The 13107-nt window shown below is 69.1% G+C and carries 10 protein-coding genes and 1 pseudogene; 4 read left to right on the top strand and 7 right to left on the bottom strand.

The features are described 5' to 3' along the window. From acs to ACTJKF_RS28540, 5 genes are all read right to left on the bottom strand, one after another. Positions 1 to 1970, bottom strand: a 1970-nt coding sequence (acs, locus tag ACTJKF_RS28560) for an acetate--CoA ligase (protein WP_440628171.1), incomplete at its 3' end; no start/stop codon positions are given. A gap of 233 nt (positions 1971 to 2203) precedes the next feature. Beyond that, positions 2204 to 4108 (bottom strand): sigma-70 family RNA polymerase sigma factor, encoded by a 1905-nt coding sequence (locus ACTJKF_RS28555; protein WP_440628169.1) that lies wholly within the window; start codon positions 4106 to 4108, stop codon positions 2204 to 2206. After that, a complete protein-coding gene (locus tag ACTJKF_RS28550; RefSeq protein WP_440628167.1) occupies positions 4092 to 4409 on the bottom strand; it encodes a high-potential iron-sulfur protein in 318 nt (105 codons plus the stop codon). Before ACTJKF_RS28550 ends, ACTJKF_RS28555 begins: the two co-directional genes overlap by 17 nt. A gap of 75 nt (positions 4410 to 4484) precedes the next feature. After that, entirely contained in the window at positions 4485 to 5753 is a 1269-nt protein-coding gene (locus ACTJKF_RS28545; protein ID WP_440628165.1) for a c-type cytochrome, read from the bottom strand. An 86-nt stretch (positions 5754 to 5839) separates the two neighbouring features. Further along, positions 5840 to 7567 carry a methanol/ethanol family PQQ-dependent dehydrogenase gene (locus ACTJKF_RS28540; RefSeq protein ID WP_440628163.1) on the bottom strand — a complete coding sequence of 576 codons (1728 nt, stop codon included), beginning with the start codon at positions 7565 to 7567 and terminating at the stop codon, positions 5840 to 5842. Positions 7568 to 8091: 524 nt separating this feature from the next. Between ACTJKF_RS28540 and ACTJKF_RS28535 the strand changes: the two are divergent. Next, positions 8092 to 8387: pseudogene (locus ACTJKF_RS28535) on the top strand (TonB-dependent receptor); the annotation flags it as partial. Here ACTJKF_RS28535 and ACTJKF_RS28530 read toward each other — a convergent pair. Together ACTJKF_RS28530 and ACTJKF_RS28525 are read right to left on the bottom strand one after the other, a co-directional pair. Continuing rightward, positions 8372 to 9376 carry an alpha/beta fold hydrolase gene (locus tag ACTJKF_RS28530; RefSeq protein WP_440628162.1) on the bottom strand — a complete coding sequence of 335 codons (1005 nt, stop codon included), beginning with the start codon at positions 9374 to 9376 and terminating at the stop codon, positions 8372 to 8374. The pseudogene ACTJKF_RS28535 and the gene ACTJKF_RS28530 sit on opposite strands and share 16 nt — an antisense overlap. Before the next feature lie 79 nt (positions 9377 to 9455). After that, on the bottom strand, positions 9456 to 9689 hold the full coding sequence (locus ACTJKF_RS28525) for a hypothetical protein (RefSeq protein ID WP_440628160.1): 234 nt from the start codon (positions 9687 to 9689) through the stop codon (positions 9456 to 9458). Between the two features lie 44 nt (positions 9690 to 9733). Here ACTJKF_RS28525 and ACTJKF_RS28520 point away from each other — a divergent pair, with 44 nt between their 5' ends. From ACTJKF_RS28520 to pqqB, 3 genes are all read left to right on the top strand, one after another. Beyond that, positions 9734 to 11752 (top strand): sigma-54-dependent Fis family transcriptional regulator, encoded by a 2019-nt coding sequence (locus tag ACTJKF_RS28520; protein WP_440628158.1) that lies wholly within the window; start codon positions 9734 to 9736, stop codon positions 11750 to 11752. A 291-nt stretch (positions 11753 to 12043) separates the two neighbouring features. After that, the gene (gene pqqA / locus ACTJKF_RS28515; protein WP_175719594.1) at positions 12044 to 12118 is read left to right on the top strand and encodes a pyrroloquinoline quinone precursor peptide PqqA; all 75 of its coding nucleotides are present in this window, start codon (positions 12044 to 12046) and stop codon (positions 12116 to 12118) included. A gap of 64 nt (positions 12119 to 12182) precedes the next feature. Continuing rightward, a complete protein-coding gene (gene pqqB, locus ACTJKF_RS28510) occupies positions 12183 to 13106 on the top strand; it encodes a pyrroloquinoline quinone biosynthesis protein PqqB (RefSeq protein ID WP_440628156.1) in 924 nt (307 codons plus the stop codon). The last annotated feature ends 1 nt before the right edge of the window (position 13107 follow it).

Raw genomic sequence — 13107 nt, 5'->3', positions numbered from 1 at the left:
AGGATGGCCGGGTTCTCGAGCGTGGACGTGTCCTGCGTGATCGCCTCGCCCTTCGCGAGCGAGCGCAGCAGGCGCCGCATGATCTTGCCCGAGCGCGTCTTCGGCAGGTTGTCGCCGAAACGGATGTCCTTCGGCTTCGCGATCGGGCCGATCTGCTTGCCGACCCAGTCGCGCAGCGTCTTCGCGAGCGCCGCCGCTTCCTCGCCTTCCGGGCGCGAGCGCTTCAGCACCACGAACGCGACCACCGCCTCGCCCGTCGTGTCGTCCGGACGGCCGACCACCGCCGCTTCCGCAACCAGTTCGTGCGACACCAGCGCCGACTCGATCTCCATCGTGCCGAGCCGGTGGCCCGACACGTTCAGCACGTCGTCGATGCGGCCCATGATCGTGAAGTACCCGGTGTCCTTGTCGCGCACCGTGCCGTCGCCGGCGAGGTACAGCCGGCCGCCGAGTTCTTCCGGGTAGTAACTCTTCTTGAAACGCTCCGGGTCGCCCCAGATCGTGCGGATCATCGCCGGCCACGGGCGCTTGACGACGAGAATCCCGCCTTGCCCGTTCGGTACGTCCTGGCCCGTTTCGTCGACCACCGCGGCCATGATGCCCGGCAGCGGCAGCGTGCACGAACCCGGCACCGTCGGCGTCGCGCCCGGCAGAGGCGTGATCATGTGGCCGCCGGTTTCGGTCTGCCACCACGTGTCGACGATCGGGCAGCGTTCCTGGCCGACATGCTTGTGATACCACATCCACGCTTCCGGATTGATCGGCTCGCCGACCGTGCCGATGATGCGCAGGCTCGACAGGTCATAGCTCTTCGGGTGGACCTTGTCGTCGGCTTCCGCGGCCTTGATGAGCGAACGGATCGCGGTCGGCGCGGTGTAGAACACCGTGACCTTGTGGTCGCCGATCATCTTCCAGAAGCGGCCGGCGTCCGGATAAGTCGGCACGCCTTCGAACACGACCTGCGTGCCGCCGCACGCGAGCGGGCCGTACGTGATGTACGTGTGCCCGGTCACCCAGCCGATGTCGGCCGTGCACCAGAACACGTCGTCGGGTTTCCAGTCGAACGTCCACTTCATCGTCTGCGCGGCCCACAGCAGGTAGCCGCCGGTGCTGTGCTGCACGCCCTTCGGCTTGCCGGTCGAGCCCGACGTATACAGGATGAACAGCGGATGCTCGGCGCCGACCCATTCCGGCGCACACGTGTCGGACTCGCCGTCCGCGAGTTCGTGCATCCACAGGTCGCGTCCGGCATGCCAGTCGATCTTGCCGCCGGTGCGGCGATAGACGATCACGCTCTTGACCGCTTCGCAGCCGCCCATCGCGATCGCTTCGTCGGCGATGCTCTTGAGCGGCAGCGTCTTGCCGCCGCGCGCCTGCTCGTCGGCGGTGATGAGCGCAACGGCGCCGACGTCGACGAGCCGCTCGTTCAGCGATTTGGCGGAGAAGCCGCCGAACACGACCGAGTGCGTGGCGCCGATGCGCGCGCAGGCCTGCATCGCGACGATGCCCTCGATCGACATCGGCATGTAGATGACGACGCGGTCGCCCTTGGCGATTCCGCGCTTCTTCAGCGCATTGGCGAAGCGCGATACGCGGGCGAGCAGATCGGCGTAGGTGACGCGCGTGACGGTGCCGTCGTCGGCCTCGAAGATCACCGCGACGCGCTGGCCGTTGCCGGCTTCGACGTGACGATCGAGGCAGTTGTACGACGCGTTGAGTTCGCCGTCGTCAAACCACTTGTAGAACGGTGCGTCGCGCTCGTCGAGCACCTTCGTGAACGGCTTGTGCCAGCTGAGGCCTTCGCGGGCGAGACGCGCCCAGAAGCCTTCGTAATCGCGCTCGGCTTCGGCGGCGAGCGCACGGTAGGCCGGCATGCCGGAAATGGTCGCGCGTTCGCGCGTGTCGGCCGTCGGTTCGAAGATTCGGCGTTCCTGAAGGATCGATACGAGGGCAGTCAAGGTGTTCTCCATGAAAATCATCGAGGGCTGACTGTCGAAACGCAACATGCATGCCAATCGCGCAGGTATTCGGCTGGAACGGCGGGTGCGCGCGTTGCCGCGCGGGTCACGCCTATTCGATAGGTACTGCAAAGCATTGGGCGATGAAAAATCCGCCGTGCCGGTCTGGCGGAAGACTGCGTCGAAACGCAGCAGCGGGTGTTGCAGGGGGCAACACGGTGAATGCCGCGCTGCCGGCCGTCGTGCTACTCGATGAACGGCCGGAGCGCGCCGAGCGCGTCCGTCGCGCGCAGACGTGCGAGCGCCGACGCCTCGATCTGGCGCACGCGCTCGGCCGACAGGTTCAGCTGGCGGCCGATGTCGCGCAGCGAGCAGCCTTCGTCCGCATGCAACCCGTAGCGCAGCCGGACGACCATCGCTTCGCGCGCCGGCAGCCGATCGAGCGCGGCAGCGATCGTGCTGCGCAACTGCGCGGCGCCGGCGGCGTCTTCGGGCGACGGCGTCGCCGTATCCGGCGCGACGTCGGCGAACGTCATGTCGCCTTCCGGCGACACCGGCACGTCGGCGGACATCGGTTCCTTCACGATCGCCATCAGGTCGCGCACCTTGTCGACCGGCTCGCCCATGTGCACGGCCAGTTGCGCGGGCGTCGCGGGCGTGCCCGCGCGCTGCCGGTGCTCGCGCGCGAGCCGCGTCAGCTTGTTGAGCGCATCGACCGTATGCGTCGGCACGCGGATCGTGCGGCCGAGATCGGCGAGCGCATGCGTGATGGCCTGCCGGATCCACCAGGTCGCGTAGGTCGAGAACCGGAAGCCGCGCCGGTAGTCGTAGCGCTCGATGGCCTTCAACAACCCGATGTTGCCTTCCTGGATCAGGTCCGCGAACGGCAGCCCGCGATCGGGATAGCGCTTGGCGATCGACACGACGAGCCGCAGGTTCGCGTCGAACAACCCCGTGCGCGCCGGCTGGATCGCGCGTTCGATTGCCGCGAGCCGTGCATCGAGCGACGCGGTCGCGCCGGGTGGCAGCGCCGACGCACGGGCGTCCCGCACGATCGCGTCGCGTGCATCGACGAGCACGGCTGCCCGTCGTGTCAGCGTCGTCTCGCAGTCCGGGTGCGCGGCGATGCACGACGCGAGCCAGCCGGCGTGGTCGTCGTCGGCCGCGTGCTCGATCGGCGGCCGCACGCCCAACTCGGCCAGCAGCCGCTCCAGCCGGCCCCGCAACGCGCGATGCCGGCGTGCGCGGCCGCGCAACGGCTCGCTCATCCGTTCGAGCGCGCGCGCGGACAGGTGCAGCGTGCCGAGCAACGCCGCGGTATCGCGGACGTGTGCGCGATACGCGGCGCAAGCGGTGCCGCCGGCGGCCAGCGCCGCGCGCATGCCGCTGGCGAGGGCGTCGATGCACGCGAGTCGCGCCACGACCGCGGTGCGCCAGGCGGAATCGTTCTGCTGCGTGTCGGCGTCGTCGCTTGCGTCGTCGCGTGTGGGCGCGCCGGTGGCGGCAGGCGAAGTGTCCACGACGGCATTCGACGACGATACCGCGTCGCGCGGGCCGTCGGCGAGACAGAGCACATAGGTCGATGCGGCAGTCCGGCATTCGGCGATCTCGTTGCGGATCGCCACCAGCGCGTCGAGCGCGTCCGGATCGCCGCACAGTACCGTGACCGATGCCGAGCGGCCGCGCTCGATCCGCCGCGCGTAGGCGAATTCCTCGTCGCGCGTGAGGAGCGGCGTCGTGCCCATCTCGCGCAGATACAGCCGGACCGGATCGGTCGTGCGTGGCGCGAGCAGATCGGCGGCCAGTGCGCCGGCGCCGTCGGCCCACGCGCGCGCGGGCGGTGCGGGACGGAAGTGGCGTTCGAGCGTCCAGCCGCTCGCGCGATCCGCACGGTCGCACACCGTGACGCCGAGTTCGCCGAGTGCCGCGGCCGCCGCATCGACACCGGTTTCGTTCGCGTCTTCGTCGGGCAGCGCGTCGATGATGTCGCCGCGCGTGACGAAGCCGCGCGACAGGCCGGTCGCGATCAGCGCGTGGAGAGGCGCGCCGGCGGGCGGCGGCGCGCCGTCATCGATGGCGGCTGCGGATGCCGGTGCCGCGGCGTGCCGCACCGGCAACGCGTCGCGCGACGCGTCACGCGCGCTTCGCATACACGTTGCACCAGCCGTCCGCCGCGACCGACTTGCCGCCGAACATCGGGCACGTGCCGCTCGCATCCGCCGCTTCGCCCTTGTAGAAACGGCAGTTCGCGCAGCGCTGGCCGGCCTGGTACTTCGGGAATTGCGCGGTATCGACGCTCGACGCGCGGGCGCGATAGCCGAGCGTCTTCGCGGCGGGGTCGTTCTCGTCGACGAGCGGCGGCGCCGCGAAGGCCGTGCGCGCGGCGGCGAGCGTCGCACACAGGCCGATGGTGTGGATGAGGAAGGTTCTGCGGGAGGTCGGGTATGTCACGGTCGTTTCCTGGTGAAAATGAAATCGTGGGGAAGGGCGCGGCCCGCATCGCATGGCGAAGCCGCGTGGCCCGCGTTACTGGCTGGCGTCCTTGTGTCCGGCAGGGCCGACGACGAGCGGCGCGCTCGACGCGCGTGCGATATCGGCCGTCAGCTTCGTGTTGCCGGCGATATAGCCGTTCGAGGCGAGCAGGAACGCCATCAGGTCCGCGTATTCGTCGTCCTTCAGCTTGCCTGGCTGGTCCGCCGGCATGTTGGTCGCCATGTAGCCGAACACGCCGCCGATCGTCAGGTGCGAATGCGACAGCGGCGCGAACGACGTGCCGCTCAACGCGGGCGCGGTGTTGCCTTCGAGGTCGGCGCCGTGGCATTTCGCGCATGCGTTGCCGTAGATTTGCTTGCCGTGTGCGGCCTGGGCGGCGTCGAATGCGGGCGCGGTGTCGCCGGTGCTCGCGGCGATCCGGATGAAGCCGCCGCCGGCGGGCAGGTTGCGCGCACGCAGCAGGCCGCCAGTGGTGTGGCTGCCGGCCGCCATCGCGCCGTCGAGGAAGCGCGACGGCGTGCGCGACGCGCGCGATTCGTGCGCTTCGAGCGCGCTGCCGGGCAGCGCCCACTTGCGGGTCAGCGCGGCGAGCCGGCCATCGTTCTGCATTTGCGTGAGCGCCGCGTCGATCCGCTGTTGCAACGCGGCCGAGCGTGCCGCGAACGCAAACGTGAGTTGCCACTCGGCGTACGGCGACGACGTCGCGCCGATGCGGAACGCCTGTTTCGGATGCGCGGCCTGATAGGCGACGACGGCCGGATACCAGACGATCGCGCGGTTCGCACGGCCGCGCGCGACGGCGTCGACCGTTTGCTCGGACGTGTTCTCGAGATCGAAGCGCGCGTTTTTCTGCTGGACCGCGATCAACTGCGCGGGGCTCGCGTAGGTGGCCGCGACGATTTCGCGGCCGTTCGGCGGCGTGCCGCCATCGCGTCGCATGACGCTGACGTAGCCGGAGCGCAGGTAGCCCTGCGAGAACAGCAGCTTGGTATCGGACGCGTCGGCGATCGCCGAGCGCGGAAAGCCGGCGAGCACGTCGCAATCGCGCTCGAGGATGCCGGCGAGTTCGTGCGCGGAGACGCCGTCGTCGTCGCTGCCGCCGGCGTCGTGTGCGGCGAACGTCGCGGCGATGCCGGCCGTGCGGAACACGTCGCGTGCGACGGCCTTGTCGAGCGCGGCGGTCGGCGTACCGGGCAGCGAGCAGACGCGCACCGGCGTCGCGGCCGTGGCAAGCGCCGGGGTCAGCGCGGTGGCTGCCGTGAGCGCACAGGCTACGGCAACGCGGGAAAGTCGGAGGTTCATGATCGTGCGCTCGGTTGGAACGAGGGGAAGGCGCCCGCGCCGGCGGCGCGGGCGCACTGCGGAGGGCCCGTTGCGGAGGGCCTGGATCAGCCGCGGTCGAGGGCGAACACGTAGAGCGTGCCGCCGCGCGGCACGTCGTCCGCGGCCTTGGCCATCGGGCCGCCCCAGATCGGGTTCGCGCCGCCGTAGCCGGCCAGCACTGCTACGTACTCCTTGCCGTCGACTTCAAACACGGAAGGCTGCGCGATGATCCCGCTCGCGAGCTTCGGGCTTTCCCACAGCACCTTGCCGGTCGACACGTCGAACGCATACAGGTGGCCGTCGAGCGAGCCGCTGAACGCGAGGCCGCTCGCGGTCGTCGCGACGCCGCCGTTCCACGGCAGCTTGCTCCAGTGGCTCCACACCTTCTTGCCGGTGTTGACGTCGATCGCCTGCAGCTCGCCGTAGCCTTCGCTGCCCGGTTCCGGCTTGATCTCGAAGCCTTCGCCGAGATACGGCAGCCCTTCCATGTAGTTGACCGACTTGCCCGACAGGCTCATGCACGCATGCAGCGACGGCACGATCGCGAGATGGCGCTCGGGGTCGTACGACACCGACCACCAGTTCTTGCCGCCGAGGAAGCTCGGGCACGTGTCGATCGTCGTGCCGACCTTCGGATACTTCGCGGGATCCTGGATCGGCGCGCCGTCTTCCGTGTAACCGGTGACCGAGGTCGCCTTCACGAACGGCTCCGCATAGATCAGCTTGCCGGTGTCGCGGTCAATCGCGTGGAAATAGCCGTTGCGGTCCGCGTGAATGATCGCGTCGTGTTCCTTGCCCTTGTACTTGATGGTCGCGAGTACCGGCGTGTTGACGCCGTCATAGTCCCAGGTGTCGTGCTTCGTGTACTGGTAGTGCCACTTGAGGTCGCCGTTCTTCGGATCCAGCGCGAGCAGCGAATCGGAGTACAGATTGTCGCCCGGGCGCAGGTCCGCGAGCCACGGCCCCGGATTGCCGACGCCCCAGTACAGCGTGCGCGTCGCCGCGTCGTAGGTGCCGGTCAGCCAGGCCGGGGCGCCGCCGTGCGCCTGCATCCCGTCGGGCCAGGTATCGGCGTGCTTCTCGCCCTGGCCGGGGACCGTGAAGCGCTTCCACAGCAGCGCGCCGTCGTTCGGGCTGAGCGCCGCGATGAAGCCGCGCGCGCCGTATTCGCCGCCGGAGCTGCCGACCACGATCGCGCCGTCGAGCGCGAGCGGGGCGAGCGAGAACGCGTAGCCGAGCCCCGGTTCGAACATCTGCTTCTTCCACACGAGCGCGCCGGTTTGCGCATCGAGCGCGGCCACTTCGCCGCTCAGCATCGCGACGTAGACGTTCTTGCCGTACAGCGCGACGCCGCGGTTCACGACGTCGCAACAGGCCGTCTTGAACGATTCGGCGCCGAGCTTCGGTTCGAATTTCCACAGTTGCGCGCCGGTGGCCGCGTCGAATGCGTAGACGTTGTCCTTCGGCGTGGTCACGAACAGGTAGCGGCCGTTGACGATCGGCGTGGCCTCGAAGCCCTGCTTCAGCTCGGCCGGAAACTTGTAGCTCCACGCCTGCGTGAGCTGCTTCACGTTCGACGGGTCGATCTGCTTCAGCGGCGAATGCGCCTGGCCGTTGTAGGTGCGGTAGTAGGTGAGCCAGCCCGGATCGCGTTGCGCATCCGTGAGCCGCTGGTACGTGACGGCCGGATAATCCGCGGCGGCATCCACGAGGCCGGGATTCAAGGCGATGGCGGCCGCTACCGCGATGCCGATCGTGGCCAGTCGGCTCGTCGAAGCCGAGAATTTTTGCATGATTGTCTCCTGAGTCATTGTGGTCGCACCGCGGCCAACGTCTGGCCGGGCCGGCAGGGTGGGTTCCGGATCCAGTGCGCAGCCAGTCACGCAAATCGCATGCCATCGCAGTGCGAGCATTGCCGCACAAGGCGAAGCGGCCGATTGAGCGTGTCGAGGCGATGCGGGCGGCGCGGCGCGGGTGACCCGCGTGTGTTGCGTTCGGGGACAGCCGCGGGCGGAGTGTTGCGAAACATGACAATGTGCGGGGCGGTGCGGCGCACGCGACGCGTGACGAACGGCGGTGGTCGTCCGTGAGTGTTTCGTGAGCGCGTCGAGATGCGGCCGAGGGGCCTTAAACGCGGACGACGGCCGAATTCGATATCCGGTTATCCGATGCGACCGACGCATCGCGGCGGACGGTGCGCACCAGGGTGCTCGCTCGATCCGGCCGGCGATCACCGGCACGACGGCTCGAGCATCGTGCCGCTGATCAAAATTGACACAGTTGCGTCAGGGTGGAACGAACTGCAACAGGGGTGTGGCATCGCAGCGGCGAATTCGCATGCGGCGACGAGCGCAACCACGATGCGAACGGCAGGATTCCTGGCGATTTCCTGAGCAATCTCGACACGACGTGGCAGGTCACGAAGCACTGCAACTGTTCGCGACGGTCATCAACCTGCTCGACAAGCGCGACGCGAGCTTCGGGCGCGTCGGGCAGCACTTCTGCAACGGACCGCATCACACTTTCGACGGACGTCATCCCGTCAACGAGCAGTTCGTCGGGCCGGGCGCGCCGCGCGGCGGGTGGGTTGGCGCGCGTTATGCGCGGGAGTGACCGGGCGGCCCGGACCGTGGCGGCGCGTCTGCCGTGACGGTCGTCAGCGTGTCGCGCACCGCACGCGCGACGCCGCGCGCGAGCGCAGCGTCGCTCGCCAGATGCCCGGCCTGCACGCGTTCGACGATCGCGGCCGGCACGGCACGCGCGAGACGGTCGACGTTATCGACCGGGCATACCCGGTCGCGCGTGCCATGGACCGCATGCACCGGCACGCCGGCTTGCGCGGCGTGTCGCGCCAATGCCAGCAGCCGGCGCTCGCCGAGCCAGCAATGGCGTTGCAGGTAGTGCGCCTGGATCCGGTATTTGTCGACCAGTCGATCGATCGTGCGTTGGGTCGGTCGCGCGCCGCGCGCCGGCCGCCCGGTCAGGATCGCGTCTTCATACGCGTTCCACGCGAGCGCCAGCGCGCGTTGCCGCGCCGCGCCGGCGCCCGGTTGCAGGCGTCGTGCGCAGCAGGCGATCAGGCGATCGGCGCGCGCGGTACCGGCGGCGGCCGTCAGGCGCTGCCAGGCACGCGGCGCGCGCGCACGCGCGCCGACGAACAGCCCGCGCACTTCGCGCGACGACGTGAGGAACAGCCCGCGCAGCACGACGCCGGTCACGCGGGACGGATGCTGCCCCGCGTAGGCAAGCGCGAGTGCCGCGCCCCACGATCCGCCGACGACGCCCCAGCGTGCGATGCCGAGCCGCGCACGCAGCGCCTCGAGGTCGCCGATCAACCGCATCGTGTTGTTGTGACGCAGGCCACCGCGCGGCGTCGACGCACCCGCGCCGCGCTGGTCGACCAGCACGACGCGCATGCGCGTCAGGTCGAACAGCCGCAGCATCGCGGGCCGGCTGCCGCTGCCGGGGCCGCCGTGCAGCACGACGACGGGCTGGCCGAGCGGGTTGCCGGCTTCCGTCCACGCAATCCGGCACGCGTCGCGCGACAGCGCAGGGCGGGCGGCGGAAGCGGAGCGGAGCAGTTCGTGCGGTCGGTGCGTCATGTCGTCGGCGTATCCTCGGAATGTCGTTGGCGCGTCGGAATCAGGGTAATGACCGATGACGCGGGCGAGCACGAACCGGTCAAGGCTTGATCGACATCAAAGCCAGAACCGCGCCAGCGACGACGATCGGAATCGACCGGTAACGGCAACGGATCGATTCCCGATGGATATCACATCGGCGCTCGACGCGCCGCTCGTGGCGCATGCGACGGGTTGTTGCTTGCAATTCGCTTTCATTTGCATCGAGGCAGTGACGCACGGCGGTCGGCCCGCGTGCTGGCCCCGTCGTGGCCCGATGCTTGCTTGTATCCATGCCAAAGAGTCCGGCACCGACCGGAAGGATCCCCGGAGGAGACAATGCGCGATGACGTTCATCCGACGGTCGACACGCGGGCTGCGCATGCGCCCGGCTGGCCGACGCCGACGATCCAGAAATCCCATGAGCGGTCCGAGACGTTCGGCCTGCAGGCGTCGGTACGTCCCGACTACGATCTGCTGTCCGGCGCCGCGCTGGCGCTCAAGCGCGAGCAGAACCGCGTGCTGTGCGTGCACGCGATGCCCGTGATGGAGACGCTGCACGAGCAGATCGTCAATACGCAAAGCATGATCGTGCTGACCGATGCGGAAGGGCTGATCCTGCATTCGATCGGCGACGACGACTTCCTGCGGCGCGCGGAACGGGTCGCGCTGCGCCCCGGCGCGAACTGGGCCGAGAGCCGGCAGGGCACCAATGCGATCGGCACCGCGCTCGCGGAGCTGTGCCCGATGGTCGTGCACGGCGACCAGCACTTCCTGGCCGCGAACCATTTCCTGACGTGCTCGAGCGTGCCGATCCTCGATCCGTACGGCGATGCGATCGGCGTGCTCGACGTGACGGGCGACCACCGCAGCTATCACCAGCACACGATGGCGCTCGCGAAGATGTCGGTGCAGATGATCGAAAACCACCTGTTCACGACGACCTTCCAGGAGACGTTGCAGGTGTCGTTCCACGGCCGTCCCGAGTTCCTCGGCACCTTGATGGAAGGGATCGTCGCGTTCACCGCCGACGGCCGCTTCCTGTCGGCCAACCGCAGCGCGCAGTTCCAGCTCGGGATGCCGCTCGCGGCGCTGCGCGCGCATACGCTCGCGTCGCTGTTCGACGTGACGAGCGCGCAGTTGATCGACCGGATGCGCGCGAGCACCGAGCCGCACGTGGCGCTGAACCTCGGCAACGGCGCGGTGGTCTGCGCGCGCGTGCAGTTCCGGCGTGCGTCGCGGGCCGAGGGCAGCCGGCCCGCCGAAGTGCACGACGGCGCCGCGCCGGCCGCGCGGCCGCCTGCCGCGCAGAACGCGGCGAGCCTGTCGCGGCTCAGCTATCTCGACACCGGCGATCCGCAAGTCGCGGCGGTGATCGCGAAGGTCCGCAAGGTGATCGGCAAGGACATTCCGGTGCTGATCACCGGCGAGACCGGGACCGGCAAGGAGCTGCTCGCGCAGGCGATCCACAACGACTCGCCGCGTCGCGACGGGCCGTTCGTCGCCGTCAACTGCGCGTCGATTCCGGAGACGCTGATCGAGTCCGAGCTGTTCGGCTATGAGGAGGGCGCGTTTACCGGCGCCCGCCGCAAGGGCGCGACCGGCAAGCTGCTGCAGGCCAACGGCGGCACGCTGTTCCTCGACGAGATCGGCGACATGCCGTATCCGTTGCAGGTGCGGCTGCTGCGGGTGCTGCAGGAGCGCATCGTCAATCCGCTCGGCTCGACCAAGGCGATCGGCGTCGACATCGCGATCATCTGCGCGACGCACCGCGACCTGCGCGACATGATTGCGCAGAACCGTTTCCGCGAGGACCTGTACTACCGGCTCAACGGCCTCGTCGTGCGCCTGCCGCCGCTGCGCGACCGCACGGACCTCGCGGTGGTCGTGCAGAAGATGCTGCAACGGGAGACGCTGTCGGGGCCCGGCCGCCGGCCGTTGAGCGTCGCGCCCGACGTGATGGCGCTGTTCGAGCGCTGCGCGTGGCCGGGCAACTTCCGGCAGCTCGCGAACCTGCTGCGCACGGCGTCCGCGATGGTCGACGACGACTGCGAGATCCGCTGCGAGCATCTGCCCGACGATTTCTTCGACGATGTGCGGCGCGAGGGCGCGCAGGCGGCGCACGGCGGCTGTGCTGCGCCGGCACCGCTCGCCGCGGAAGCTGCCGCGTTCGCCTCCGTGCAGGCCGGCTGCGACGCGCGGCTGCAGGACGTGGCCGCGTCCGCGATTGCGGCCGCGCTCGCGCGTCATGGCGGCAACGTGTCGGCCGCCGCACGCGCGCTCGGGGTGTCGCGCAACACGATCTATCGCAAGATGCCGGCCGCCGGGCCGGAGCCGCTGGAGCCGGACGAACCCTGACGGCCGCCTCGACTGTCACACGGGTGTGTCAGGTTGCAACACCCGGTGTTCAACGATTCAACAGGTGCTGAACAGGTTGCGCGCGCAGCGAGCTGTCGCGCGACCGATTTTGAAATATTCATGTTGGTAAAACGTAATAATGCCAGGGGCGTGACCACCCGGCGGTTGCCGCACGCCTTCATACGCCGCCGCGCGACGCGCCTCCCGCCCCGGCACGCTCCTTGCTGAATGAGTATCGGCCGCTCGATCGATGCGGTTTTTCGACTCACGTACTCAACAAGGAGACACACCATGCAGTGGACCATCCCCGCCTATACCGACCTGCGTTTCGGCTTCGAAATCACGATGTACATCGCCAACCGCTGATCGACGCGCACAGTGCCGCCCGCATCGACGGACACGATGCGGGCGGCATCGGGAGCACCCCCAGATGAAGATCAAGATACTCGGCTCGGGCGCCGGCGGCGGGTTGCCGCAATGGAACTGCAATTGCGGCAATTGCCGTCGCGCGCGGGCCGGCACCGGCGGCATCGTGCCGCGCACGCAATCGTCGATCGCAGTCAGCGGCGACGGTATCGACTGGGTGCTGGTGAACGCGTCGCCGGACCTCCTCGCGCAATTGCGCGCCGATCCCGACCTGCAGCCGGCCCGTGCGATCCGCGACAGCGCGATCGTCGCCGTCGTGCTGTGCGACGCGCAGATCGATCACGTGACGGGCCTGCTGATGCTGCGCGAGCGCACGTCGCCGCTGCCGCTCTACGCGAGCACGCCGGTGCTCGACGATCTGTCGACGGGGTTGCCGCTCGTGCCGCTGCTTGGCCACTACTGCGGCGTCGACGTGCATCCGGTCGTGCCGGGCGCACCGTTCGCGATCCCGGGTGCCGCGGGCATTCGCTTCACCGCCGTGCCGGTCGACAGCAAGCCGCCGCCTTATTCGCCACGCCGCGCGGCGGGCATGCCCGGCGACAACATCGCACTCCTGATCGAAGATGCGGCAACCGGCCGGCAAGCGTTCTACGCACCGGGGCTCGCCGACGTCGACGACGGCGTGCGCGCCGCGATGCGCGACGCCGATCTCGTGCTGGTGGACGGCACGTTCTGGACCGGCACCGAAATGATCGACCTTGGCCTGTCGTCGAAGCACGCGGCCGACATGGGCCACCTCGCGCAATGCGGCGACGCGGCGCGGCCGGGGATGATCGACCGGCTGCGGCTGTTGCCGGCGCGCACGCGCAAGGTCCTCACGCATATCAACAACACGAATCCGATTCTCGACCCCGGTTCCGCGCAGCGTGCGCAGTTGCGCGAGCACGGGATCGAGGTCGCTCACGACGGCATGCAATTCGAGGTTTGAA

The organism is Burkholderia sp. 22313 (assembly GCF_052045245.1).
Lineage (GTDB): Bacteria > Pseudomonadota > Gammaproteobacteria > Burkholderiales > Burkholderiaceae > Burkholderia.
The sequence above is the reverse complement of the archived record's forward strand: the minus strand, read 5'-3'. Positions and strand labels throughout refer to the sequence as shown.